We start from the raw sequence: 26,252 nt of genomic DNA, 5'->3' as shown, positions 1-26,252 counted from the left end.
GATCAGCATGGAGGATTGTAACATCATTCTTTGACTGACCGGTCAGTCAATTATAGGATGGAATCATGAATGTTGGAATCACTGCCCTCGCCACCCACCTGCCCGCGAAACGCCTGAGCAACGATGACCTCTCAAAAATCATGGACACCAGCGACGAATGGATTTACAGCCGCACAGGCATCAAACAGCGATTTGTCGCTGCCGAGCATGAGTACACCAGCACCCTGGCCATTCAGACGGTTGCAAAACTGGACCCTGAGGCCCTCAAAGACGTGGACCTGGTGATTGTTGCCACTGCAACTCCAGATGCTTACTTTCCCTCGGTTGCCGCTCTGGTTCAGGACCACTTCAAACTCAAAGCCGCTGCTTTTGACCTCTCTGCAGCCTGTGCAGGGTGGGTCTACGCCCTGAATGTGGGGGTGAGTCAGATCCAGAGTGGCATCAGCCGCAAAGCCCTGGTGATTGGCGCAGAGACCCTCTCTAAAATCACCAACTGGGAAGACCGCACCACTGCAGTGCTCTTTGGAGATGGAGCCGGAGCAGCCATCCTGGAAGAAGTCCCGGAGCCCTACGGTTTCAAGAGCTTCGCCTGGGGCACAGATGGGTCTGGTGGAAAGCACCTGCATGCCGGAGCCACCTCCCGGGTCCTTCCATCAGGCGATCCCATGCAGGTTCACATCGTCCAGAATGGCCGGGAGGTTTTCAAATTTGCCACACGGGTCATCCCAGAAGCCATCCAGGTTGCTGTAGAGAAAGCAGGCCTCCGCGTGGAGGACCTGGATCGAATCGTGCCCCATCAGGCAAATGCACGCATCATCGAATCTGCAGCAGATCGCCTTGGGCTGGACATCAACAAATTTGTGATCAGCCTGCATGAGCATGCCAACAACTCCAGTGCCACCATTCCTCTGGCCCTGGAGTACGGCGTCCGTGAAGGGCTCGTTCACAAAGGGGACACCATCGCACTGGCCGGATTCGGTGGAGGGCTCACCTGGGCTTCTGGGGTGCTGGTATGGGGTCATTGATGTGACCATCCCCCTGCAACTGCACACCTGAAACTGCAAGGTTTCAGCCCAGCAGGTCAAATTCCCGGCTCCACAAAACCGAGAAACCTGAGCTGCCTGAAAGGTTCTCAGCACCTGTCCAGGTGTGCATCTCCTGCAGACAGCACCTGATGCGCACCTGGGTGTCAGACGGGGGCACTTCCACAGCCAGGCAGCAAACATGTTGATCCGAGTAGATCCATCGCACCACACAGTCACGTCTGGCATAACGGGTCAACCAAACCCCGGTGGGCTGGGGGTGCAGGGTGATGTTCCCCTCTGCCTGATGAATCCCTCTTCCATCCGCTTTGACAATGGCTTCAAAAAGGGTCCAGGTGGCGAGTTCTGCATGTGTACCATGGAGATGATGCAGCCTATTGAGGTCCAGTGGATCAAAAAAACCACTGCTGGTTAGAAATCCACTGACCAGTCGGGTGGGAAGGCATCGGATTTTTTCGACATCCACGCCAACATGCAAACCATCAGAAAAAACCACTGCAACCATGCTGGAGGTGTGGCTGATGCTGATGGGCTTCCTTTCTGGCAGCATCAGCCAGGGACGTCCCTGACGGTCATGCTCCAGGTCCCAGGCCTGAGGAGAACAATGCTGGTGAATCACACGTTGCACCACAGTGCGAGGTGCAACATCTGCACTGCACAGGGTCAACACCACTTTAAGGGTGCAGACCGCTGGCGTGACAGTGGGGGGTGGTGTTTCGATGGATCTCACAGGATCTTTTGCTTCTCAACCAGTTCATCATAGAGTGCTGAACTCTGACGGAGTTCTGTGTGGGTTCCAACAGACACCACCTGACCTTGCTGCATCACAATGATCCGGTCCATTTTCTGAATGGTGGACAGACGGTGGGCCACGACCAGCACAGTCCGGTCAACAAAGGCATGGTTGACAATGTCAACAATTTTACTTTCAGAGTGGGAATCCAGGGCAGACGTGGCTTCATCCAGAATGATGATCTTGGATTTCTTGATGATGGCACGTGCAATCGCAATGCGTTGCTTTTGACCTCCTGAAAGCAGGTTGCCCCGTTCGCCAACCACGGTGTCGAGTCCCTGAGGCAAATCCAGCACAAACCTGGCATTTGCCATATCAAGAACTGCATGCAGTTCTTCCTCGGTGGCGCTGACCTTGCCATAGAGGATGTTCTCACGAACGGTGCGGTTGAACAGCGAAACATCCTGGGGAATGATGGAAATGTGCTTCAACAATGCCTGCCGATCCATCTCACGGATTTCCTGACCATCAATTTTGATGGAACCCCGGTAGTTGTTGTAGAGGCCTGAGAGCAAATGGATCAGGGTGGTTTTGCCTGAGCCACTTTCTCCGACAATGCCGATGTGTTCACAGGGAAGAACATCAAGGTGAATGTTTTTCAGCACATCTGGACTTTCTGGGTAATTGAAGTGCACCTGTGAAAGGGTGATGCGTCCTTGTGAGACCTCAGCCAGACTGTTCCCCCTGGGTTCTTCAATCGCATCCTGTGTGACGGCATGCAGGGCATTGACACATGCCCCCACCACTTTGCTGGCTCCACTGAGTTGGCTGCCAATCAGCCACACTTCCCACACCATGTTGAGAGAAATTGCCAGAATAAAAGCCACATCTCCAGGAGTGGCCTGACCGGATTTCAGGTTGTGGTGGTAGGTGGCAAACAAGGCAGCAATCATCAAAGCCACAGACAGGCCTTGCAGATATCGGATTTTCAGAAAGAACATCTGCAGGTCTCGTTCCGCTTTCAAGAAACCATCCATCACCTTCCCAAACCGTCCTGCTTCCAGCTGTTCTCCGCCAAACAATTTCACCGTCACTGCGTTGGACAGGGCATCAACCAGGTTGCTGTCTTTCTGGGCAGATGCTTCAGCAACGGCTTCAGAATAAGGCATGGACCTTTTGCTGGCATAAATCGACAGCCAGATGAAGAACCCGGACCACAGCACAAAAAACAGACCATAATAAGGGTTGGTGAACGAAAGAATTGTTGCAGTCACAACCACACCCACCACACGTGGAGTGATGTTCTCACTGAGGCCAAAAAGAGATTGTATGTTGTCTGAGAGAGCACCCACCTTGCGGGTCAGGGAGCCACTGGAGTGCTGCAGAAAATACTGCCGTGAGTAACCGAAAATGGTGGAGAAAACACTGTTGTTGAGGTCACGGGTGATGGTGAGGGTGTATTTCAGTTTGACATAATCCCACACCCGCCAGGCCACATTGAGCAATTCCTGGGCAGCCACATAGGCAACGAACAGCCAGCTGATTTTTGAAAGATCGATGCCTGGCCCGGAAGAAATGGCATTGATGATTTCTCGCAAGATCAGGGGAGTGGTCGACATCAAACCAGACCAGAAAACAGACCACAACAACAACGCCACCACAAAGCCCGGGTTGCGCCGCAGGATTTGCTTGATCAGACTGGAGAAATTCGTATTGTTCAGGGAATACTGCATGTTGACTCCTTGGATCGATGGAATACGAAATGTAAAACACTTCAGGAAGGCAGCACTGGGGTTCTCAACAGAACACTGTAGACCTGCAACGTCTGGGTTGCCACAGATTTCCAATCATAATGTTGCAACAGTGCCTGCTGTGCATTGCGTGTGATGGCTTCAAGCTGCCTGGGGGGACAATCGAGCACTTCCATCAAACTGTTTTTCAAGTCCTGGACATCGGCATTTTGGAACAGCCACCCAGTCCACTGATGGCTGATGATCTCGGCTGGGCCACCGATGTTGCTTGCCACCACCGGAATACCAGTTGCAAAGCCCTCCAGGACAATGTTTCCGAAAGGTTCATAGGTGCTGGGCACCACCAGCACATCATGGTCTCGATAGATCTCATCGAGTCGTTGCTCATCGTCCAGCCAGCCGGTGTACTGAACCCGCCCCAGCAGACTGGCATCCACCCCTTCAATCAATTTGCTCAGAAAGAGCCTGTCATTCATGCCCGAATTGCCTCCCACAATGGTCAGTTGCACTTCGGGCCTTTCTTTCAGCAGCAATGCGTAGGCACCAAGCAGAATGTCGATGCCTTTTCTCTCGGTGAACCGCCCCACAAAAAGCAATTTCTTTAAAGGTCGTGCAAAAGACCTCTGGTTCATTTTCCTGCCTGCCTCCACCTCGTACCCGTTTGGAACCACAGAGATGGGTGCAGAATCTGGGAAATATGCCTGCACATGCTGTCTTTCAGCTTCACTGCACACCACAAGGTGTGCAGCCATTTCAACAAGTTGCTTTTGCATGTCCATGTTTTTCAGGTGATCCGCGCTGGGCGTGACCCCACGTTTTTTCAGATCCAGTGCCTCAATGGAACGCACAGTGTACACAAAAGGAAGCCCAAGCTGTTGCAGCAATGGGGCGAAGAAGAAAATGTGGCAGTTGATGATGTCAAAACCTGAGAAGTCCAGGTGAGCCTGTAACAAGCTCAGGTCCAGGCTTGGAACCCGAACAATCCGGCAGTGCTGGCGGAATTCAATTTCCACCTGTTGACGGTTTTGCAGGTATTCATAAACCAAGACAGTCACCTGATGGCCTGCTCGGGCCTGGGCAGCACAAAGTCGGGGTACGCTTCGTCCCATGCCCCCCCAGATGTGAGGGGGGTATTCGGTGGTGAGGTGCAGAATGTTCACGGAACCTCCAGGTTCTGGTGGTTCATGTTTGCAACAGCAACTTGAGGTGTTTTTGTAAACAACAGGTCCAGCATTGCCTCAACATGCTCAAAATCCTGTGGTTCAAAAGGGGTATCAATCAGCAGGGCTTCGCAACCCAGTTTCTGGTATTGCCTCAACAGTTCGGCGACCTGATGAGGAGTACCCACCAGGTAAGGACAATGTGCCTGACCGGACAGGAAGGCACCCATCCAGAAGGGGCCATCCTGGACATTCTGCAAGGCCAGAATGGCCGAGCGTTTCAGCCACTCTGAGGTTGAACGGGAACGAAAAAAAGCATCCACTTTTCCTTTGTTGCTGGTGGGGAACCGGGCTCGGGCCACCTGCCAGGCCTCACTTTCGGTGGGTCGAACCACCAGCCCCACTCGCAGGGCATGTCGGAATGTGGGCAGGCGTTCTTGCAGGGTGCTCAGAAAAAGGGACCACCCTGCAAGAGGCTCAGGGTTGGTGAAATTCACTGCCCTGAGCTGGATGCCGAGCTTCTGGGCATCACTGGAGATCCCTGCAACATAAAAATTGGGTCTCAGGCTTGCTGGAAGGGTATACTTCAACTTCTCAAAGGCATAGGGATACAGGGCTGGCCTGACAGGGGGGGAAACCCTGTCATCCAGCAAACTCTGCAATGCATGTCCATGTTCCGCCAGGCGGACATACAAGTCACCATGCTCCAGGTGTTCCCCCAGGATCTGAAAATCCTGTGGATTTGAGCCAGTCACCAGGTTCAGATCCACAGCCCTCCCATGCAACTCTGCGAGAGACCACACCTGTTGTGCCACAGTCACAGGTGGCGCAGCATGGGGTTGCACGGCAACCAGAGGACGCAACTTGCTTGAGTGAGCCAGCACATGGCTGGTGACAGACCAGACATTGAGGGTGTGAAGGTTGTGGTACACCAGTGCCCCCTGGTGGTGACGCGACTGGTCGTAATAATCAATGATGGTGGACAGGCCCTGCAAATAGGTTTTGCCCAGACCCCGAATGTACTCCTGCCCAGGGATTTCACCATAAATCTTGATTTACATCACCTCCACAGGTTTCAGAGACCTGACCCTGAGTGCCTGCAAAAGCTGGTGCAGGACTTTCCATTCCAGATCTGCAATTTTATTGATCAATTCGGCCATCTTGTGCACATTGCTGCGGTCTTCTGTTTTCGTCCAGTGGAGGAAAATGTAACGCACCATCTCGGCCCACCTGGTCATTTCTTGATAAGGTTCTGCAGCAGTGGCAAATTCTGCAAAACCCAGTTTCTTGTGCAAATGGACCAGGCGCAAGTGCATGAAGTTCTTGTGCTCATACAGGGTGTGTACCATCCGGTAATCCCAGTAGGTCTCTCCCCGCAGACATTTTTCAATGAATTCCAGCAGGGTGGCATGCGACCCAAAGCCGTACGAACGATCCCAGGCGTTGTGCAGCATGGTGAATTTATGCGAAATGTTCACGGAGTCCAGGTAATCCTCCAGCGTGTCCACCAGGAAATGCAAGTCCAGTTCATAGGTTCCATGCGGGTTGTATTTGTACAGGATCACTTGCTCACAGGGATTTGGCATCTGATCCAGGGTGTCATACGCCTGGGCAAAATCTGCAAAAGCAATCTCAGTGGAGCGAAACCGTCCTGTCTTGTCATAGCCCAGCAGCAGAAAATGGCCATCCTGGTATCCATAGACCAGACTGTCATGGGAGTTGTTGCGCACCTGATGGGCTGCTTTGTGAGGCACAAAATACTCATTGAGGTTGAGGTACACATGATGGCCTTGCAGCAGGGCATTTTGCACAAACTGCACCCCATCAATCCGGGTCAACCGCAGCACTTCCCGGGACAGTTTTGAAGTGGTCAGGTGGGGAGAGCTGGCATAGTCATCAAAGTAAAACGCAAAAGGAACCGGGACAGAACCATAATTCTTGCGAAAAGCCAGATGCAAAAAATTGCTGAACAACCAATCGTGTGTCTCAGGGTGGTCCCACAAAATGGCCATGGGAAAGGCATAAAAATGAAATCCCTTGATGGGAGCCTGGGTGGAGATGGGCAAAATCCACTGTTCAGGCACTGGGGCGTTTGTTCCATTGTGGATGAGATTTTCAGCTGTGCTCATGGTTTCACCAGTTGTAGGAATTCCTGGCGGCTGGCTGCATCCATCTGAAAGATGCCCGTGTAGGCAGTGGTGACCATTCGTCCTTTTTTGCGGATGCCACGGGCACACTGGCAACTGTGAGAGGCTTCCACCATGATGGCCACCCCCATCGGCTGAAGGGCCCTGTCCAGGGTCCCGGCCAGCTGTTCAGTGAGGCGTTCTTGCACCTGAAAACGCCGGGCATAAGCATCAAGCAGGCGGGCCAGTTTGCTGAGGCCAACCACCCGTCCCCCAGGCTGGGGAACATAGGCCAGGTGGGCTTCCCCTTCAAAAGGCAACATGTGGTGTTCACAGTAGGAAACGAAAGGCAGGTTCTTGCTGATCACGAAGTTGACGTGGCGCAGAGCACCACCTTCTTCCACATCGCCCAGATCAAAAGTGGTGGACAGGATCTCGTGGGGATCCAGGTGGTATCCACCGACCAGTTCCTGCCAGGCTTTGACCACCCGGTGAGGGGTGTCCAGCAGGCCTTCACGAGATGGATTTTCTCCCAGATGCCGCAGCAGAACTTCTATGGCTTTGCAGGCTTCTTCAAAAGTCACTGTGTGTGTGGCTGTCATCCCTGGACCCCCTGGGGAGTGAAGACCACCGCGTTGCTTTTGTTCTCAAAAACTTCAATGGAATGAATGGCCACCCGGCCACCTGTTTCTTGCTGCAAAATACTGGAAAACACTTGCCACAGGTGCTGGGCCAGGCCTTCGCAACTCACATCTTCCAGCACCAGCAGCTTGAAAACATGGTGCTGCTGGTTGAACGCAAGCAGGGTGTCCAGCAATGGATCATTGCTGGACAGCAGGCAGGCATGGTCCAGGTGATGATCGATCCAGTTGCGGATGGGTTTCAACTTTCCAAAGTCCATGACAAAGCCACTCTGGTCCAGGGTTGCGGCTTTGAAAGTGATTTTGATGTTCCAATTGTGACCGTGGATGAAAGCACAATGGCCTTCGTGGCGGTATTGACGGTGTGCAAAGGGAATGTCCTTGTATTCTTTGATGCAAGTCAGCACGGGTTCAGTCCTTTCAAAAAGAAGAATGAGAGAGGTGGTGGTGCAGATCTTTGAAAGTGGGATGCTCAACGAGGGTCAAAAAGTCAATGGGCTTTCCATAAACATCTGAGAGCAGTCGAGCCAGAATCAACACCCTCAGGGAATCGGCACCAACATCCAGCAGTCCCTGAGAGGGGTCCATATCAGGCACCAACAAGCAGGCGCAGGCCACTTGGAGAAAAGCCTGCAAGCTCAAGGGTGCCTGATTTTGAAAGTGTGATATGGGGTCCACAGCCTTGTGGTTGTTGTTTCTGAACAGCCCTTCCACCAGAAACAGGGCATCGGGTTGAAGGTGCGGTTGCTGCTGAATCCAACGGTACACCCCGGCCTGTTCTTCGGCAGGCACCAGGGCCACAGCCACCAGGTATGTGGCATCTGCAATGGTTCTGCGATGGGCAAACATTGGATACTGTTCCAGGCCCCTCAACAACCCCTGTTCCCTTTGGTCGTGGTTGGTGAACAACCCATGGCGTTTTTGTGTTCCATCGTTGCGACCCAGAAAGTACAGCTGATTTTGCTGAAAGGTCAGCACATCTGGGCAAATGAATCCACCAGCGGGAACTTGAACCTGCCCATCTGGCAGCAGGTAACCGCTGAAAAGGCTGTCTGTGCGGACCATGGTGTGGTCCTCATGCAGCTCCAGAGTGACCCCCGGCAGCAACGTACCACATGCACCCACCAACTCCTGTCCAGCTTGAAGTTCCCCCAGGCTGATCTGGCCTCCAGTTTCGGTGGTGGCAAAACTCACCCACATGCGGTGGTGCCGCAACAACTGCCGGGTTTCAATGCAATGGGCCACAGCCGGACCGATGGGTTCTCCGCTCAGCCACAGACGGCATCCTTCCAACTGGTGAAAAGGATGATCCAGCAAAGTGGATGGCGTGATGGACAGGTGCCAGTTGCCTGACTTCAGGTGGTCCCAGGCTTCAGGCAATGCGGCAGGGGTGTCCAGAAAGAGCGTTCTGGGAGCACAGAGGATCTGCAGGGCCAGGTCGAACATGAAGTAACCAAAGGCCACATTCACACAACTGACCTGTTGTTCAATTTGAATGCCCTGCTGAACCAGAAACCTCTGCAGCTTGTTGAGCAGGGAAGTGTACGCTGTCCTGCTGACCAGCACATGCTTGGGTTGGCCCGTGGAACCCGAGGTTCTCACAAGGTACATCAGGTCTGCTTCAAGGAAGCCATTGTGTTGTGGATTGTGTTCGATGCCGATGTGTTCATCCTGCAAGCGGATCACCGAATGAACCACGCTGGGAACAGAAAAAGCTTCAGGGTCACTGAGCACAAAAGGCAACCTGCAGTCATACAAAGCCAGCAGCAAGCAGACCAGTTGATGGCTTTTGTGTGCCTGCACCTGCACCAGGGCTCCTGCGGGCAGACCCTGCAACTGCCTGCGAAAACCTGCAATTGTCAGGTGGTGCTGGATGTAAAAAGCCGACTGTTGGATGTCAATGGTGGATGGGTTGGACTGAACAGACATGGAATCCTCGGACAGGGGCAACCACCTGGTGACCTGGTGTTGCCCCTGTATTCCCACAAGTGGTTTCAGTGGGTGAGCAGTGCAACAGTCTGGGCTTGCTGCTCCATGATGTGCTGGGCGATTTGTTGGGGTGTGGGGTGTTCCAGAATGGCGATGATGTCCACGGCACAGTGAAAGCGCTGGGATAGCAATGAAATCAATTCAATGGCCATCAGGGAGTCTCCTCCAAGAGCAAAATAGTTGGAGTCTGGCTGAACGGGTACATCCCCAATCACTTCCCGGAAAGCCTGCATGACCCCTCCCAGCACATCAAGTGAAGCCGTGCTGGGCTGTCGTTGCAACTGTTGATAATGTGATGCATGACGCACCCAGTCGTGGTAACGCAGGTGCAGATCGGCTGTGGAAACCAGGGTTTGTGAGCGCCTGCCAGCGTCCAGCATCCACTGGTAAGCCGCCGCTCCTTCCTGGGGACGGATGGCGATTTCCGCCACCACTCCAAAGGACGGAGAGGCAAATTGGGGAGAAATCACCGACATGTTCTCCACTTCTTCATCCACATCCCGGAACACCCAGCCGTCCCAGTTGATGCTCATCCAGCAAGTGCTTCCTCGGCGCACTTCAGCGAAAGCATCCATGAAAATGTTTCCTGCTGAGTAGGCGGCAAAGCCAAAACCACCGAGCACGGAAGACAGGGAAGATTGCATGAAACAAAAATCTGGCGTCCACTGGAATTCATGGAGCAACTCCTGAAGCACCAGAGAGCCATTGATTTTGGGCAGGAAGCGGCGCTCACAGTCTTCAATGCTGGTGTCAATGATCCCCCGGAATGCACGCTGTGCCTCAAAGATTCCAGCCGCGTGCACCACCCCATCAAGCGCACCAAATTCTGACCTGATGCGCTCGAACAGGTTTCTGGACTCTTCAAGGTTTGCTGCATCGCATTGGACCAGCAACACCCGGGACCCCAGTGCCTCAAGTTCCAGCACCTTCTGGATTTCCCCCTGAATGTGTTCATCAAAGTTTTCAAGATGGTCCCACAACTCGCGGGGAGGCAATTCAGAGATTCCGGTGAGCACCAGATTGGATTGGTGGTGCTCAGCGATGTGACGGGCCAGGGTGTACCCAATGCGACCACGTCCACCAGTGATCAGGTAGGTTCCTGCTTTTTTCAGATGCATGGTGGGGGGGGCAGGCTCTATGGCATCAAAGCCAAACACATGGCGGTCTGCTCCCCGCAAGGCAATGGTTCCTCCCTCTGTCACATCTGCCAGCTCGTCCATGATCCTCCGGGAGGTGTATTCCACCTCACCCGCAGTCACTTCAATCGCTTTGCAAAAAAAGTAAGGGAATTCTTGTGGCACCACCCGCACCACGCCCAGCCCCAGCTGTTTGTAAGGATCAATGGTGTCAGTGGGGCGCACCCCCAGGGCGTCTTGCATCAGGAAGTGGTAACGGGTGGGAAGAGAAACGTTGCATGCTGCCAGCGTCTTGAAGATGGTCAACTGGGAGTAAAAATAATGCTCTTTGGCATGGTCCAGATCGGCCAGTTGCTGCTGCAGCGGCACATCCAGGCTGCGGTGTTCATCCAGACCTGCGCAGTTGATGATCACATCGACAGGCTGCTGCTGGACCAGTTTCTCAAGATCACTGTCGTGCTGCTGTCGGGCTTTGATGTCCAGCAGCAGCACCCTGTTCTTTTCCTGCAGCCGTTGAATGACGGCCTGTTCCAGTGCTCCGGGCTGTGGATTGGTGTACACAACCACGGTCAGACCCTCCACAGGAGCAGCAGGGTTTTCAGGGAGGGGTTCGATTTTCCAGGTGGGTTCAAACATCCAGCGTTTGATGTCAGTGGTTTTGGACAATGGGGTCTTTTTCATGGGATTCTTTCTCGAGACTGAATTTTTTACCAGCATCCAAGATGCGAGCAAACCCTTTAAGAAGAAACGGTGAAGTGCTGAGGTCCAGGTGATCGAGGTGTTGAAACACTCGATGCGCCAGCGGCTCAACAGGCAGGTCGTCCATCCAGCGTCGCAGTTGCATTGCAGCCTGCACCAGGTCTGCAGGACCGGCAGGAGGTGAAAGCACCAGGTCTGGGGGCAGGTCCCAGTGGTGCAAGATGACGTTCTGCTTGGGATCATGGTGAATCAATTGCCGATGGGGTGAGGTTGCAAACAGTGAAAGTGTTGTGAGCAGCACTTCGACAGACGAGGCAGCACAGTTCTGGACCTGCCTTAAGGTGCTCTTTTTCTGTGCGTCCAGCAAACTGGCTTTGTGGCTTCCCACCAGCACCAGCTGAGATCCCCCAGCACGCAAGGCATGCGCAGGGGGGTGCTGTGTTCTCTCACGCAACACCACATGCACATTGCTTCCTCCAATACCAAGTGAGGTCAAACCCTGCACTGCAACCGGGGTGTCCTGGTGGGTGGTCTGGGGATGGACATTCTGGGACTCAAAATCAAAGTGAGGGTTGAGGGGAAGCAGGTTGGGTGTGGCAAACACCCTCTGCTTCCAGAATTGCATGGCGCATTTGGCCAGTGCCAGCAGCCCAGAAGCGTGGTTCAGGTGGCCAAAGTTTGCTTTCACCGCTCCCACCTTGATGGCATCCTGCGAGGAAAATTGCAGCTGTCTGGCTTTCACCAGTGCTTGCAATTCAATGGGATCTCCCAGGCGGGTTCCAGTGGCGTGCATTTCAATACCATGTGGGACAGCGTTCAATTCTGCAGCTGTCCAGGCTTTGCGCAATGCTTTGACCTGTCCCTCTATGGTGGGAGCGGTGAAAGACAATTTTTGTCTCCCATCATTCGAGGCCCCCACACCTTCTACCGTGCAGTAGATCTGCAGGCCCTGCTGCTGGGCAAACTCCTGATCCGCCAGCAAAACCACCACCGCGCCATTGGAGAAAACGGTTCCTGTGGCCTGTGCTGCCAGTGGACGACACAAGCGGTCTGCACTCAGGATGCCTCCTGGCTCAGGTGCAAAGAAGACTTGAAGAAAATCGACATTCACGCCTCCCACCACTGCAATTGGGCACTGGCCATCCTGGATGGCCCATTGGGCATGTTGCAGTGCAGAGAGGCCTGATGAGCAAGCTGATGCCAGTGAGACACTGGGACCCCTGAAATCCAGGAGGTAGGAGAGGCGGGCCGACAAAGCAGAAAGGTCATTGCCAATGTAGCGCCGGGTTTCTTCCGAGAATTTGCGTGCAGCCTGTTGATGAAATGCTTCAAAATAAGTGCTTTTTCCAGCCGTCACATAGCAACCCACCGGATGGTGGGCAGACACGTGCTTTTCATGGAGACCTGCATCGGCAAAAGCCTGAACGGTGCAGTGCAGCAACAGACGTTGTTGCGGATCGGCCAGCATGGCATCCACCGGCGTGATGCCAAAATACTCCCGGTCAAACCTGAAAAGGCCCGGCAATCGCATGTGGGTTTCATAGAACTGAACCCATGCCTCGGTCCCGCACGAGCGGTCAGGAAAGGGGCGAAAATCGGGAAGCATCACTTTTAGTTGTTCAAGGTGGAGCACAAAATCTGACAGAGACTCCACTTCAGGAAGCATCATGCCCATTCCCACCACACATGTTTTATTTTGACCAAGAGACATGATTGATGAAATCTCATCTGTGATCTGGTGAAATGAATCGATTTTCGTATTGACAACACAACACAAAGCAGTGGGTCATCCTCTAAGTCGTGATCAGGAGAATGACATTACTGGAAGAACAACTTTGTATTTCAGGTGTGCATCAAATGCCAATACTTTGATTCATGTCATTGCCAAATGTATAGAGATTGTTCCCCTTTCGTTGTATTGATTGTCCACCACAATTACTTTTACAGGATTCTAGGGACATTTAACTCTCTGTTCAATAGGGTATTTCCCGTATTTGCATGAAATGAGCTCCATCCCAACTGTGGCCCTGGACAACGCAAGTCGTCTGCAGATCCAGAGCCCTTTTCTGGTCGGTGTTGTGGGGCCACTCCAGAAGTCAACCCGCGACATTTTGCCCCGAGGCCAATGGATTCCAGCCCATTGATCTGCTCTGGCAGAACTGTGGGTGGTCAGGACATGATTGATGTTCGCCAACAGAACCTACAGGTCTTTTTACTGAGCAACGCAAATGGAACGGTCAGGGAACCTCAGGGCACCACACTCGTTTTTGCGCAGATCAATGGGCCAGAACATCTGGATCACGTACAGCTCTGTTTGCAAGGGTCAACAACCCTCCTGCTTGTCAAATTAACAAATAAAAATTTCACAAGCAAATCCAAAACAACAAAAAACACAGATCATCCCAGCTTCCATCCCATCCAGAAATAACCCCTGCAAGGGGGCCCGGAGCATGAGCTGTCACAAAATCACTTTTTCAATCTCCAGGCAAATCTTCCGATTCCACCACCTGCAGGCGCTCATCCAGCTTGATCTTCCAGTGTGCTGCCATGACCTTCTTGACGGCAGGCAGGGCCACCCCCGAACCTTCGCCTCCGAATTCGAAGAAGGCGACGACCACCAGGTTGGGGTTCTGGATCGGGCCGTAGCCCTCGTACCAGGAGTGCTCGAAGTACTGGGTTTTGCCATTGATGCGGGCGTTGGTCTGGGCAGTCCCGGTTTTCCCTCCGGTGCGGATGGGGAAGCGGTCTGGTCCGAGCATGTGTTTGGAGGTTCCGGACTGGGCGGTCATCACCATGCCTTCTTTGATGGTGTTCCACACCCATGGTTTGCCGGGCACCTGCGTTGTGGGTTTGGGGGGCTGTTCTTTTCCACCCACCGCCTTGATGACCGTGACAGGTTGCTTGCGCCCTTCATTGATCAGGGTGGCCATCACCTTGGCAAGCTGCAGGGGGGTCACCAGCACATCTCCTTGCCCGATGGACATGTTCAGGGTGAAACCCGGATACCACTCGATGCCCAGTTTCTTGTACGTGTCCTGGCTGGGAATCAGCCCGGTTTTTTCTCCGATCAGTTCGATTCCGGTGGGTTCGCCGAAGCCGAGTTCGCGCGTGCGTTTGCCCAGCACGTTGGAAAAGGGCACCGGGTCTCCCTGGATGGAAGACTGGAAGTACCAGGGATTGCAGGAGTGGGCAATGGCTTTGCGTCCATCCATCGGGCCGCTGTTGCGACGATCCCAGTTTTTCCAGGCCCGACCTCCGTAAAAGATGCTTGATGGGCAGTTGTACACCGGGTTGCGCCCAAATGCTTCCAGCACAGCGTTGGTGGTGGAGGGTTTGAACACACTTCCGGGGGTGTACGGGTAGACGGCCCGGTTGATGGTGGGGGAGTCATCACTGAGGAGGGCTGCTGCCCGTTCGGGTGGCGCGGGTGACGTGGCAAACCAGTTCGGATCGAAGGTGGGACGGCTTGCCAGGGCCAGCACCTGTCCGTTTCTGGGATCGATGGCGACCACTGCTCCGTGGGCCTCTTTGATGTCCTTGCGGGCAGAATACTGCCGCTTGATGTCCTGCATCCCCTCTTCCAGTGCTTTCTCGGCGGCGCGTTGCAGGGTGCTGTCGATGGTGAGGGTGAGGTTCTTCCCGGCTTCCCCCTCCTGTTCGATGCGCTCGTTGATGCGGCGTCCCTTGAAATCCACCTCGGTGAGTTTCAGGCCGTTCACCCCACGAAGCTGGTCTTCCATGCTGGCTTCGAGGCCCGTCTTGCCGATGATGTCTCCGAGCTGGTATTTGCCAGAATTCACGTCGTCTGCGGTGGTTTCCCCGACGTAGCCCAGCAGGTTGGAGGCCAGTTTCCCCTGTGGGTACACCCGTTCAATGCGCTCCCGGAGTTCCAGATTCGGCTGGAACACCACGTACTCATAGAGGGCCGGAAGGTTCTGCTGGGGAATGTTTCTGGCCAGTGTGAGTTCACTGCCCACAGGAAGCTCAGGGAGCACTGGATCTTTGATTCCGGCAAGGTAGCGGATTTTCTCCCAGGACACCACGGGGCGGTTGTCTTTGGAGCTTTTCCACTTGTAGATCAAATCCACACTCAGGCGGTTGGTGGCGAGCAAGACCCCATCCCGTGTGCGGATCTCACCCCTCCAGGCCCGGATGGGTTCGCTGCGCAGGGTGTTGCTCTGGCTTCTGGACTGGAACTGGTCAAATTTCTGGATCTGCCAGTCGTACAGGCGGTACCCGTAGGCCGACAGCACCAGGGTGAAGAACAGGGCGATGCCTCTCAGTCGGTTCATAATCTCCGGTCATCGGTGGCCACCCGGCCCAGCGACCAGTCGGCCAGTCGGTACATGATGGGGGTGAAGATCAGGGTGAAGATCACCTGTGAGGGGAGCACGGTGTAGAGGGTGTGCACGGTGACAAGGTTGCTGCGCAGCCAGTAGGTCAGGAACAAAAACACCGTCCACTGGCCGATCAAAGCCAGAATCAGGCAGAAGGTCTCCCGTCCGGGCGTCTGCTGGCTGAGCCACACCCTGGCCCCGTAGAACAGGTAGACGGCACCTGCGAGTGCGGAGGCATGCAGGCCCATGAGTCCTGCCCCGAGGGCATCCTGAAACAGGCCAATCACGAAGGCCACCAGGATGCCCCAGTTCAGGGGAAGCCGTGCAGCGAAGATCAGGGCGAGCAGCAGGAACAGGTCCGGTCCGTCAAACCCCCAGGCTCTGGGCAGGATGATCGGGAACACCCCCTGCAGAATCACCGCAAAAAGCACGAAAAGCAGGGGCCGGATCATAAAGCCCTCAGCAGGATGACTTCTTCAAGGTTGCTGACATCCACATCGGGTTTGATGAAGGCCACACGCTTGGTGGCGTTGGCCCCGAGGGGCAGCACCGAATCCACGATGCCCACCCGCACGTTGGCCGGGTACACCCCTCCCAGGCTGGCGGTCACGATCTGGTCTCCGACTTTCACATCCACATTGCGGGGGAATTCCGCCCTCAGGCGGTCTGGTGGAGCACCCACGGCAATCCCACGCCCGGCTTTGCCCTGAATGGCAATGCCCACGTTGGATTCCGGGTCCACCAGGGTGATCACCCAGGCCTCGGTGCGGCTCACCTCCATCACCTGACCGACCAGTCCGGTGGGGACCGTCACGGGCATGTTGCGCTGCACCCCCTGGTCGCCCCCCATGTTGATCCTCAGGCGGGACAGCAGGGGAGAGGGGTCAATGGCGGTGATCTCTGCGGTGGTGAAAATCCCCGGGCTCACGGTCTTGCGGACTGCCTCGGCCCGTTGCAGGCGGGCCACCTCCAGCCTCAATTGCCGCACCTCGTTTCTCAGGCTCTGCAACTCCGCATGGTTTTCGTTGTAGCGGTCCCGCAAGTCCCGCTGTTCAAGCACGCTGGTCACTGCATTTTTGATGTTCATGGCGAATTGCTGGGTCAGACGGGTGACCGGAATGATCCCACTGGTCACCGCCATCGGAGGGGTGGGCATAAAGCGGGTCATGACCAGACCGACGATCATCAGGGCGATGAAGATCAGGGTGAGCTGTTTAAACATGCGCCCCCAGGAGGTCCTGTCCCACCTGGCGGGACACCATCAGCAGACGGACCAGGGGCAGGCCGACCACATTGAAGTAGTCCCCCTCAACCCCCTCCACGAGCAGGGCACCGAGTTCCTGAATGCCGTACCCTCCGGCCTTGTCAAGACCTTCCCCGGACTGCACGTACCACTCGATTTCTCTTTCGGTCAGGCTGCGAAATTTCACCTGGGTGATTTCCACATCCGAATGGGTCACCTCAGGGGTGCTGATGGTGACCCCGGTCATCACCTGATGGGTTCTTCCGGCCAGCCTGGAGATGAACACCCTGTTTTCATCCCGGTCCACAGGCTTGTTCAGCACTTCCCCATCCAGCACCACAATGGTGTCTGCAGCGATGATGCAGGCGTCCGGTTCCATTTCACGCACGGCGAGGGCCTTCTGGCGGGAGAGGTCCTTTGCGATCTCTTCAGGGGCAGTTTCCAGGGACACCTCATCGGTGTGGGCCACCTGAATTCGAAATTTCACCCCGACCCGGGAAAGAAGTTCCCTGCGTCGGGGGCTCTGGGAAGCAAGCACCCATTCCACTTCAGCTCTGCCTCCCCACACATTCTCTCGGCGATTTCTGTCCTGCCCTGCGCTTCATTTTGATGTCTGCCACACACTTTGTGGCATGCATGAATTCGACTCTGGTGTGCACTGCAAACAACATACTGTACAAGCATACTCGCTGGAGGGGTGAGAATCGAGCCACCCGGGCCTCTCCCTGATGCCCACAAAACCCGTACCATGAGACCATGCAAATCACCAGTTATGGCGCCGCCGAAACGGTCACCGGAAGCTGTCACCTGCTGGAAGCGAATGGACAGCGCATCCTGATTGATTGTGGATTGTACCAGGGGAACCGTGAACTCGAAGAGAAAAACCAGCCGCCCCTCCCTTTTGATGCCAGCACCCTGGACCTGGTGCTGATCACCCACGGCCACCTGGACCACGTGGGTCGCCTGCCCCTGCTGATCAAGGGAGGCTACCGGGGCAAATTCCATTGCACCCCGGCCACCCGTGCCGTGACCGAACTGATCCTCAGGGACGCCGCCCACATCGCTGAAGAAGACTTTGATCGTGACCTCAGAAAGGCCAGACGCCAGGGCCGCGAGCATGAAGTCCCTGAGCCCCTCTACACAGAAAAAGACATTGACCTGCTCATGCAGCGCATCACTCCCGACATGGGCTGGGAGAACACCCTGCATTTTCATGGCATTGAAATCCGGTTTTACCCGGCAGGCCACGTGCTGGGCAGCGCCTGGATTGAGGTTTTCGCAGAAGGCAAGACTGTGGTCATCTCGGGAGACCTGGGCAACCGGGAAAGTCCAGTTGAAGCAGATTTTCACCTCCCCGGCCCCTGTGATGCAGTGGTCATCGAATCCACCTATGGCAACAGGGCCCACCGCAGCCAGCAGGACACGGTGGATGAATTCGCCCAGGTGCTGCAGCAGAGCATCAAGAAGGACGGCAAGATCCTGATTCCGTCTTTTGCACTGGAACGCACCCAGAACATCCTGTACGTGCTCAGGCAGTTGCAGGACGAGGGGCGCATCCCCCTCACCCCGATCTATCTGGATTCCCCGATGGGTTCCAGAATCACCCGCCTGTACGAGAACCTGGGGGGAGATTTCAATCCGGATGTGCAGCAGGACCTGGAGCAGGGAGACAGGCCATTTGCCCCGGAGAACCTTTTTGTGACTTCCAGCAGCGGGGAATCCCGCAGGCTCAACGACATGAAAGGAGCAGCGATCATCCTGGCAGGATCGGGCATGCTTTCCGGGGGTCGCATCGTGCACCACCTCAAGCACCACCTGTGGAAGGACAGCACCAGTCTGGTGATCGTCGGGTACCAGAGTCCCAACTCTCTGGGAGGCCGCCTGATTGCCGGAGCAGACCGGGTGCGCATCCATGGTGAGGAGGTGGTCGTGCGGGCCAGTGTGCACACCATTGGTGGGTTCTCTGCCCACGCCGATCAGGATGACCTGCTGGCTTTCCTGGAACCGACAGAGCACGCCCGGGTGCATCTGGTGCACGGAGACCTGCAGGTGATGGAAGCCTTCCAGCAGGAGCTGGAAAGCAGAGGGCGGCAGGTGGTGATCAACCGGTTCGGGGAAACGTACACGGTGGGACAGAACCTTTGAAACCCACCCTCAAAGACGTGGCAAGAATGGCTGGGGTTTCGACGGCCACGGTGTCCCGCATCCTCAATTCCACCGACGGTTACAGCCCAGAGACCCGACTGCGGGTCATGGAGGCCATCGAAACGCTCGGGTACCTTCCCCTGCGGCCTCCACCTTCCACCTTTGAGCCCATCAGGCCTGCCATCGGTCTGGTTTTTCCAAAAGTGTCCAGCATGCTCATTGGCCGGGTGCTCAGCGGAGTGCAGCAAGAAGCCCAGAAGAGAGGCCATCTGGTGGTGGTCTGTCACACCGATGGCACCCTCCGATCCACCCTGGACCACCTGCAACTTCTGGTGCAGCATCAGGTCAGGGGGGTGATATTTGCCAGTGAAATCCTGCAACGCGAGTACCACGAGTTGCTCTTGCAAGCCGGCATCCCTGTGGTGCTGCTGTCCTCAATGTCCTACCAGTTTGATGTGCCGTACGTGCGCTGCGATGACCGCCGTGCGGCGTGTGAAGCCACCCTGCACCTGCTGAATCTGGGCCACCGGGACATTGCCATCCTGGCAGGTGCAAGGTCCGATCCTTTCAGCAGCACGGCACGGGTGGAGGGTTACGTGGATGCCCACATGCAGCTTGGGCTCCCCATCAAAGAGCACCACATCGTGTACTCCAGAGGCTTTTCATTTGAGGATGGGCAGGAGGGATTTCATTTCCTCTTGCAAAGGGAAACTGCAGTGAGCGCCCTTTTTGCCTGCAGCGATGAACTGGCCGCAGGTGCCCTGCTGGCCGCGCAGACCAGAGGTGTGAAGGTCCCGGACCAACTCAGCATCATGGGCTTTGACAACCTGCTCCTCACCGAGACCACCGTTCCAGCCCTCACCACGGTGGCCCAACCCTTTGAGGACATGGGCCGTGAAGCCGTGCAATTGCTGCTGAACCCAACAGAGGGCAGCCGAAACCGGGTGCTTCCGGTGCGGATCATCGAACGGGCATCGGTGCGGTCACTTCCCTGAAAAAGACTTCTGGAAGGCCTCAGATCTCAGGTGCAGTCCGGTGGTGCCCACCTCGGCATACAGGGTGCCCAGGGAGGTGTTGAGCTGCCAGAGTCCACTTGCAATTTCTCTGGCCCGCCCAAAATCTGATGGCTGCACCAGGGGTCTCTCAATGCGAATCCACCACTTTTCCGGGGAAAACCACACCAGATGGCTGCTCTCTCCCAGTTTTGTGCCCGGATAATCAAAAGCATACGTTCCATCGGGCTGTCTGAAGCGCTCCATGGGCAGGTTGCTGCTTGGATGCACAGTTATGGCTTTCAGGAACCTGGAAGTTTCCGTCTCTTTCACCCCGAAGATCCCGGAGACTGTCAGCCCCACGCCCACCACCAGCATTCCGAGCATCAGCACCAGCAGCAAAGGATTCCTGCGGGGTTTTTCCTCCTCGGCCTCTGCAGCCAGGGGAACAATCTCGCGGGTTTTGACCTCTTTGCGAATCCGGGTGATCAGCTTGGCTTTGGTGTCCTCAAAAGTGGCCTGTGAAATCTGTCTGTCCTGCAAGGCCTGATGGATCTCTTTGATCTGCGAGGCACTGGTGTGATCGGTGCGGGTCTGGATGTACGTGCGGATCAGCAGGTACTCTTCGGGGGTGATGAGTTTCATTTGCCGGATTTCTTCCAGCACCATGGCTTCCGGGGACAAACCGCGCATAGGCCTCCTGTACCAGTTCGTGATGGTTCCCATTCTAACCTCAGGTGACCTTCAGGCAGAAGGGCTGTCTGAAAAGCAGTCAGGCATCAGCTGTCAGCCCCCAGCAAAAATTTAAAACGTGATATGTCTGACAGGAAAAACCAACATGATCTCAACCTCCCAGATGCACCGCATCTGAATGCGCTTGCAAAATGCTTTTGATGCCCATCAGGGAAATTCACTCTGCCATATTGCTTATGATGCCGAAGTGCAGATTTACCGCTATACTGAAATTTGAAATCGTTTTCAAAATTCTCATCCGAGGTGAACCATGCTCCATCCCCACCATCAGGCCGCTCTGGACCGCTTTGTGACCGCCTACTCCCAGAAAGACGAAGTGCAGGCCATCATTGTCGGAGGGTCCCTGGTCAAAGGCTTCGGCAAGCCAGGAAGTGACCTGGATGTCCTCATCGTCATTGACGAGGAAAGCTACCAGAAACGCCAGGCCACCGGAGACCTCTCGTACTACTCCACAGACTTCACCGACTACGAAGGAGGTTACGTTGACGGCAAACACATCGGCATCAGCTTCCTCGAAAAGGTCGCAGAGATGGGCAGTGAACCGGCACGGGCCGCCTTCTGGAAATCCTTCATCGCCTGGTCCAGAAATGACCCCACTGAACTGCAAACCCTGCTGAACCGCATCACCACCTACCCAGAGGAGGGGGTGCAGGAACGCATCCACCGCTTCATGGCCCAGGTGCAGGCCATGCAGTGGTACGTCGGAGAAGGGGAAAAACACAACAACCCCTACCTGCTCTCCTGGTCTGCCAACCGCGCTGTGCTGTTCACTGCACGCATGCTGCTGGCCCACAACCGCCTGTTTTTCCCCTACCACAAATGGATGCTGAGGATGCTGGAACTGGCCCAGGACATCCCGACAGACTACCTCAGCAAAGTGGACCAATTGATGCGGAACCCCAGCGTGGAAGGCACCCGAGACCTCTGCGACCTCGTGCTGGAATACCGCGACTGGGGCACCCCATCCACGTTCTGGACAAATTACTTCCTGCAGGACAGCGAACTCAACTGGATGAACGGACAGACGCCCATAGAGGACCTGTAGGCAGGGCAGAAGGCCGTCTGGGCCGCAGGTTACCGCATCAGGCCGCAGGCCCTGTCGAGGAGCACCCGCCATTCATCCCGTGTGAAGCGGCGGGCTTCGAGTTTGAGGTCCAGTTTTTCGGTGGCCTCTGGCAGTGGAACGAACTGGGCAGAGGTCTTCATGACCAGCTGTCTGCTGCGGGTGAAAGCCAGCGTGAAGTCAATCTTGAGCACGTATGATTCACTGAGCAGCAGCTTCAACGGCTCGAAATTTCCTTCCAGTGCAGCCATCAGGGTCGGGTGGGGCGTGTAGACGTGCTCATCGAGGTATTTGAGGGTTTTGGCCTGATCGATGAGCACCCCGGCTGCAGGCAGCTGGTACCCGGAAATCAGCCGCCTGCACACCTCTTCGCTGTCTGTCCTGAGGGGACGCACCAGCAGTCCTTGCTGGGATGCCCCCTGCAGGTAGGTCCACAGGCGTTTCACACTGCTGTAGTTTTCGAGCTGCATGTAACCGTTTGGGACATCCGGCAGGGGCTGGATGGGCCTGAGGTTCATGCGACCACCTCGGTGTCTCCAGCGTCGCCGGGTTGCTGTTGCTGGGCCTGCTGGGCAGCAAGGGTCTCCCGGAAGGCGGACACCTCCTGGGGCTCACCAATCAGCATCACCTGATCCCCAGCAATGAATGGTGTTTTGTTGTTGGGAACGTGAATTTTGCCTTCTCTGGCGATGGCGAACACCAGAATGGTGTCCGGGATGTCCACCTCTCCTTTGGTCTTGCCGTACCACGCTTCTGGCACCTCAATGCCGCTGATCTGCTCGGTGTCTCCCTGCAGCACCGTGACAGGCTGGTTGCGCAGGAGTTCCATCAGGTCCTGGGGAGCAGGCTGGCTGAGGGCCTCGGTGACAATGTTGCTGATGTGCGCGCCGGATTCTGCCCGCACGTTCTTCTGCTCGACGTACAGGCTGTACACCCCGCCCACTGCGTAAGCCGTGAAGGTCGAGAGCACCAGTGGAATCAGGATTTCCTCACCACTCCAGGTGGCCAGCAGCAGGGTTGCACCCAGAGGGATGTTGGTGGTGCTGCTCAGAAAGGCCGCTGCGCCCACCAGGCCGAACACCAGGACGTTTACAGGATCGGCAGGGAAGACCGCATTGATCGCTGCCCCCAGACTGGCCCCTGCGAAAGCCCCGATCACCAGTTGTGGGGTGAAGTAGCCTCCGATCATGAAAGCCCCGGAAACGATCAGGGTGACCATGAAGCGCACCATGAAGTGCTGGTACACACTGAGGTCATCGAGCATGCCCATGAAGTTCAGTTGCGTCCAGCCCAGTCCATCACCGAGGGTCCCATCAAAGAACACACTGCACAGGGCCACGGCCACTCCCCCTGTGAGCGTGACGAACAGCAGGTTCAGGCGCAGTTTGCGCAGGTTTCTTCGCAAGGTGCGGATCGCCTGCAGATACACGTTGGCGAGGCCTGCAATGATGGCCCCGAGCAGCAGGTACAGCGGCATCGACCAGTACGAGGGGGTTTCAACGGGAGGAATGTCCAGCAGGGGAGAGAACCCCATCAGGGTGCCGTAAATGGCGTAGGCGGCCACGCTGGACAGCACGGCAGGCATCAGAACTTCGAATTCGAATTCATTGCGCCTGTACAGAATCTCTGCAATGATCACTGCGCAGGCCAGAGGGGCATGGAACACCACCCCAAGCACCGCCGCGCAACTCGCCATCAGGATGGTCCGGGCCTCACTCTTGGACAGGGACCCGAACCTGGAGGTCAGGTGGGCGGTGGCCTGCGCCACACTGAGCAGCATTCCTTCCCGTCCGAGGGGCACCCCTGCCCCAATCGAGATGAACCCTGCCAGGATGCGCTGCAGTTGCAACCTCCACTGCACGGGCCGTGACTCCCCACTGTGGTAATGCTCGATGGTTTCTGCCAGGGGATCAATGTGGACAGGTTTGTACAGCCACACCGCCAGCACAGCGCAGGCCGGGATCACCAGCAAGGCCCACCAGCGGATGTTCCCCTCAAAGGCCATCAGCACCCCACCCCTCGACGGCAGGGATGGGGGGTGGTAACCGGCAAGGCCCATCAGGTAATCCTGGGCATGATCCAGTGCACTCAGCAAAAGTGCACTGGCCACCCCCACCAGAACTCCAGCCAGGGCGCTGTACAGCACCATGCGGCTGGTCTCCAGGCGGTTGCGAAAACGAAAGGGTAACGGTGCGCGCATCAGTCTGTTATAAGTCTAATGGAGTCTGGGCTCCTGCGGGCAGGGAGAGCAGCTGTTTCAGGGGATGGTCCCCATATTTGGCCAGATAGGTGAGGTATGAGATGGCCCGTTCCTGCGGCACTCCTCCCGGAAGCAGGTGGGTGTACAGCCGCCCAAACTGACCTTCCCGGGCATTTTCCACCTGCATCAGATGTCGGGCCAGCTTGCGTTCCAGCCGCTGCACATGTCCCACCACCCTCTGTCGGGAGCGGTGCACACTGCCTTCCAGGTTCACATCCAGCTTCACAGAGGTTTCAGCGAGCTGCTCAAACAGCAGTTCCAGCTCTCCCAGTTTCTCCCGGAAGGCCTGCTGGACCCCACTTTCCTGCAAAAGCAGCCGCTCTGTGATCTCAGAGGGGCTCCGCTGAAATTCCTGTGCGGTGATGCCATACCTGCTCAGGATGCGCCGCACCGGAGGCTCGATGTACGTGACGCTCAGGCGTTTCCACAAGAGGGGCTGGGCCACGCCGTGCAGGTCGTACACCTTCCCGAGTTGCGTGGCATACGCCAGTTCTCCAGGACCAAGCACATTGATGATCGTTGGCAGCACGGTGTCCTGCACAATCGGCCTGAGGCCCGCTGCTGGTGTGATGCGACTGGGATCAAGCCTCAGGATCTCCTGCAGTTCTTTCAGGGTGTACATGCGTTCCGCATGGAAGTTGCTGCCATCGTACCTCAGCAGGCGGCGGTGCCCATCGTTCCCCTCCAGAAAGAGGTTGGTGGCTCCGGCCTGCCGGCGCAGTTGCGGCTCAAAACCCAGGGCAATCAGTTCCCCTGCAGCATCCTCAATCCGGTGTGGACTCGCCAGGGGTCGCTCAAGTTCCCGTTCCAGGGCAGGCACAAAAAGGGCAGCCAGCTCCGGGAACATCGGGTCAAAGGTGATCAGGCCCTCTTCTCCCAGCAACCTCTGTGCCATTCCAGCAAACCAGTCGGCGTAATTGCCTTTTGCGCTGTCCTGAACCAGCTTCAGTGCCCGGTCTTTGAACGGGGCATCCATGTCCGAAATGGCCCTTGAAACATGGTCCACCCACTCCTGGTGCAAAGGGATGCGGTACACCGGGATGCCCTGCGGCAAGGGCAGGCTCAGGTTCACCAGGTGCTCCCGGAAGTCCAGCAGCATGGTGGAGGCCACTTCCAGGGCGTCATGGTCCTGGCTGGCCACCCAGAAGATTGGCAGCACAGGCTGCTCTTCGGTGTCCAGTTGTCTGGCCAGCAGAATGGCATCCACAGCCTTGTGCACCGTGAATGCTGGACCGAGCAGCAGTCCTGCCTGCTGGCCTGCAACGACCACCCGGCTGTTCGGGTGCTGCAGTTTTGTCAGTTGTGCTTCCAGTGTGGGGGTCAGGGTGCCCAGCCGCTCATGGTAGGCTCTCAGGCCCTGCACCAGACGGCTGCGGTCCACGCTTGACGGGGGGGAGGCCACAGCGCCAGAGAGGTCCCCGGCTTTGAGCCTGTAAAAATGCCTCAGTTCAGAAGAATGGTGGTGGCTGGCAATGTTTTTCAAGGTCACGTGTTTCGCTGCGTCGCGAGGCGGCGCAGACCCTCCTCATTCAATAAGACTATCTTGCGATAGCCCAGCTCAAGCAAACCCAGGTCACGAAATTCCCCCAGCAGTTTGGTGATGGTCTCCCGGGTGGACCCCACCATGAAGGCCAGGTCCTGGTGGGACAGCTTCCCACTGATGGTGTGCGAGGTGTGTCCCAGCGACAGAAGCGCTGTCGCGAGCCGCTGCGCCACATCCTGAAACACCAGTTGCTGGTGCTGCTTTTGCAGCAGACCAATCTGCGAGGTCACCACCTCTCCCAGAAAGCGGGCCATCTCCATGTCGGACCGGGCGAGCTCCACCACCTTCTGGGTGGACACCTTCAGGGCGACCACTGCATCCAGGGTTTCTGCATAAAAACGCTGCACTTCCCCCCGCAGGCTTCCCTCGGACAGCCACTGCCCGGCGGCAGCCACACACAGGGTCACCTCGCGGTCCATGGCCCCCAGGCGAAACAGGCGCACATGCCCCGAACACAGGTAATACAGGTGCGTGGACACGTCACCCTCCTGGAAGAGCATCTCTCCCTTGCGAAAGGTCAAGGCTTCAGAGGACAGCCGGACCCTTTCAGGCCAGTGCTCCGGGGGGGATAAACGCAACATACATTAGAGTATAAACGCAGAGCCCAGAATTGCCTGCCCTCAGGGCCTGCACATCAG

23 protein-coding genes are annotated in these 26,252 nt (G+C 56.2%); 4 read left to right on the top strand and 19 right to left on the bottom strand.

Annotated features, from left to right (window positions below):
- The first annotated feature begins 65 nt into the window (after positions 1-65).
- Complete coding sequence (locus DC3_RS08730; protein ID WP_146883966.1) at positions 66-1,025, top strand: beta-ketoacyl-ACP synthase III; 960 nt, start codon at positions 66-68, stop codon at positions 1,023-1,025.
- Positions 1,026-1,068: 43 nt separating this feature from the next.
- On the opposite strand, the gene DC3_RS08725 is transcribed toward DC3_RS08730, so the two are convergent.
- From DC3_RS08725 to DC3_RS08660, 14 genes are all read right to left on the bottom strand, one after another.
- On the bottom strand, positions 1,069-1,773 hold the full coding sequence (locus tag DC3_RS08725) for a 4'-phosphopantetheinyl transferase family protein (RefSeq protein WP_146883965.1): 705 nt from the start codon (positions 1,771-1,773) through the stop codon (positions 1,069-1,071).
- Entirely contained in the window at positions 1,770-3,509 is a 1,740-nt protein-coding gene (locus DC3_RS08720; protein ID WP_146883964.1) for an ABC transporter ATP-binding protein, read from the bottom strand. The genes DC3_RS08725 and DC3_RS08720 overlap by 4 nt, the downstream gene beginning before the upstream one ends.
- Before the next feature lie 41 nt (positions 3,510-3,550).
- A complete protein-coding gene (locus tag DC3_RS08715) occupies positions 3,551-4,687 on the bottom strand; it encodes a glycosyltransferase family 4 protein (RefSeq protein WP_146883963.1) in 1,137 nt (378 codons plus the stop codon).
- Complete coding sequence (locus DC3_RS08710) at positions 4,684-5,682, bottom strand: LLM class flavin-dependent oxidoreductase (protein WP_222594725.1); 999 nt, start codon at positions 5,680-5,682, stop codon at positions 4,684-4,686. Before DC3_RS08710 ends, DC3_RS08715 begins: the two co-directional genes overlap by 4 nt.
- Positions 5,683-5,742: 60 nt before the next feature.
- Positions 5,743-6,816, bottom strand: coding sequence for a hypothetical protein (locus DC3_RS08705; protein ID WP_146883961.1), 1,074 nt, complete (start codon positions 6,814-6,816; stop codon positions 5,743-5,745).
- Positions 6,813-7,415 carry a GTP cyclohydrolase I FolE gene (gene folE / locus DC3_RS08700; RefSeq protein WP_146883960.1) on the bottom strand — a complete coding sequence of 201 codons (603 nt, stop codon included), beginning with the start codon at positions 7,413-7,415 and terminating at the stop codon, positions 6,813-6,815. Before folE ends, DC3_RS08705 begins: the two co-directional genes overlap by 4 nt.
- Positions 7,412-7,861: a 6-pyruvoyl trahydropterin synthase family protein gene (locus DC3_RS08695; protein WP_146883959.1), complete on the bottom strand. Its 450-nt coding sequence runs from the start codon at positions 7,859-7,861 to the stop codon at positions 7,412-7,414. The genes folE and DC3_RS08695 overlap by 4 nt, the downstream gene beginning before the upstream one ends.
- Positions 7,862-7,874: 13 nt before the next feature.
- Positions 7,875-9,383 (bottom strand): non-ribosomal peptide synthetase, encoded by a 1,509-nt coding sequence (locus tag DC3_RS08690; RefSeq protein ID WP_146883958.1) that lies wholly within the window; start codon positions 9,381-9,383, stop codon positions 7,875-7,877.
- Between the two features lie 65 nt (positions 9,384-9,448).
- The gene (locus DC3_RS08685) at positions 9,449-11,260 is read right to left on the bottom strand and encodes a beta-ketoacyl reductase (RefSeq protein ID WP_186815923.1); all 1,812 of its coding nucleotides are present in this window, start codon (positions 11,258-11,260) and stop codon (positions 9,449-9,451) included.
- A complete protein-coding gene (locus tag DC3_RS08680; RefSeq protein WP_281292492.1) occupies positions 11,229-12,953 on the bottom strand; it encodes a polyketide synthase in 1,725 nt (574 codons plus the stop codon). The genes DC3_RS08685 and DC3_RS08680 overlap by 32 nt, the downstream gene beginning before the upstream one ends.
- A 799-nt stretch (positions 12,954-13,752) precedes the next feature.
- On the bottom strand, positions 13,753-15,570 hold the full coding sequence (locus DC3_RS08675) for a penicillin-binding transpeptidase domain-containing protein (protein WP_146883955.1): 1,818 nt from the start codon (positions 15,568-15,570) through the stop codon (positions 13,753-13,755).
- Positions 15,567-16,067: a rod shape-determining protein MreD gene (mreD, locus tag DC3_RS08670; RefSeq protein ID WP_146883954.1), complete on the bottom strand. Its 501-nt coding sequence runs from the start codon at positions 16,065-16,067 to the stop codon at positions 15,567-15,569. The genes DC3_RS08675 and mreD overlap by 4 nt, the downstream gene beginning before the upstream one ends.
- Entirely contained in the window at positions 16,064-16,837 is a 774-nt protein-coding gene (gene mreC / locus DC3_RS08665; protein ID WP_146883953.1) for a rod shape-determining protein MreC, read from the bottom strand. The genes mreD and mreC overlap by 4 nt, the downstream gene beginning before the upstream one ends.
- Entirely contained in the window at positions 16,830-17,405 is a 576-nt protein-coding gene (locus DC3_RS08660; RefSeq protein ID WP_146883952.1) for a Maf family protein, read from the bottom strand. The genes mreC and DC3_RS08660 overlap by 8 nt, the downstream gene beginning before the upstream one ends.
- Before the next feature lie 209 nt (positions 17,406-17,614).
- Between DC3_RS08660 and DC3_RS08655 the strand changes: the two genes are divergently transcribed.
- Positions 17,615-19,003, top strand: coding sequence for an MBL fold metallo-hydrolase RNA specificity domain-containing protein (locus tag DC3_RS08655; RefSeq protein WP_146883951.1), 1,389 nt, complete (start codon positions 17,615-17,617; stop codon positions 19,001-19,003).
- A gap of 17 nt (positions 19,004-19,020) precedes the next feature.
- Complete coding sequence (locus DC3_RS08650; protein WP_146883950.1) at positions 19,021-19,998, top strand: LacI family DNA-binding transcriptional regulator; 978 nt, start codon at positions 19,021-19,023, stop codon at positions 19,996-19,998.
- Here DC3_RS08650 and DC3_RS08645 read toward each other — a convergent pair.
- A complete protein-coding gene (locus DC3_RS08645) occupies positions 19,987-20,688 on the bottom strand; it encodes a hypothetical protein (protein WP_146883949.1) in 702 nt (233 codons plus the stop codon). The genes DC3_RS08650 and DC3_RS08645 overlap by 12 nt on opposite strands.
- 310 nt (positions 20,689-20,998) lie before the next feature.
- Here DC3_RS08645 and DC3_RS08640 point away from each other — a divergent pair, with 310 nt between their 5' ends.
- Positions 20,999-21,793: a nucleotidyltransferase domain-containing protein gene (locus DC3_RS08640; protein ID WP_146883948.1), complete on the top strand. Its 795-nt coding sequence runs from the start codon at positions 20,999-21,001 to the stop codon at positions 21,791-21,793.
- 29 nt (positions 21,794-21,822) lie between these two features.
- On the opposite strand, the gene DC3_RS08635 is transcribed toward DC3_RS08640, so the two are convergent.
- Genes DC3_RS08635 through DC3_RS08620 form a run of 4 tightly spaced genes read right to left on the bottom strand, consistent with a single transcriptional unit; the run spans position 21,823 to position 26,195 of the window.
- On the bottom strand, positions 21,823-22,329 hold the full coding sequence (locus DC3_RS08635) for a hypothetical protein (RefSeq protein ID WP_146883947.1): 507 nt from the start codon (positions 22,327-22,329) through the stop codon (positions 21,823-21,825).
- A complete protein-coding gene (locus tag DC3_RS08630; protein ID WP_146883946.1) occupies positions 22,326-24,011 on the bottom strand; it encodes a chloride channel protein in 1,686 nt (561 codons plus the stop codon). Before DC3_RS08630 ends, DC3_RS08635 begins: the two co-directional genes overlap by 4 nt.
- Positions 24,012-24,018: 7 nt before the next feature.
- The gene (gene bshC, locus DC3_RS08625; RefSeq protein ID WP_246130609.1) at positions 24,019-25,560 is read right to left on the bottom strand and encodes a bacillithiol biosynthesis cysteine-adding enzyme BshC; all 1,542 of its coding nucleotides are present in this window, start codon (positions 25,558-25,560) and stop codon (positions 24,019-24,021) included.
- Entirely contained in the window at positions 25,557-26,195 is a 639-nt protein-coding gene (locus tag DC3_RS08620) for a Crp/Fnr family transcriptional regulator (protein WP_146883945.1), read from the bottom strand. Before DC3_RS08620 ends, bshC begins: the two co-directional genes overlap by 4 nt.
- Positions 26,196-26,252: the final 57 nt, after the last annotated feature.

This window comes from Deinococcus cellulosilyticus NBRC 106333 = KACC 11606 (assembly GCF_007990775.1).
GTDB classification, from domain to species: domain Bacteria; phylum Deinococcota; class Deinococci; order Deinococcales; family Deinococcaceae; genus Deinococcus_C; species Deinococcus_C cellulosilyticus.
The sequence above is the reverse complement of the archived record's forward strand: the minus strand, read 5'-3'. Positions and strand labels throughout refer to the sequence as shown.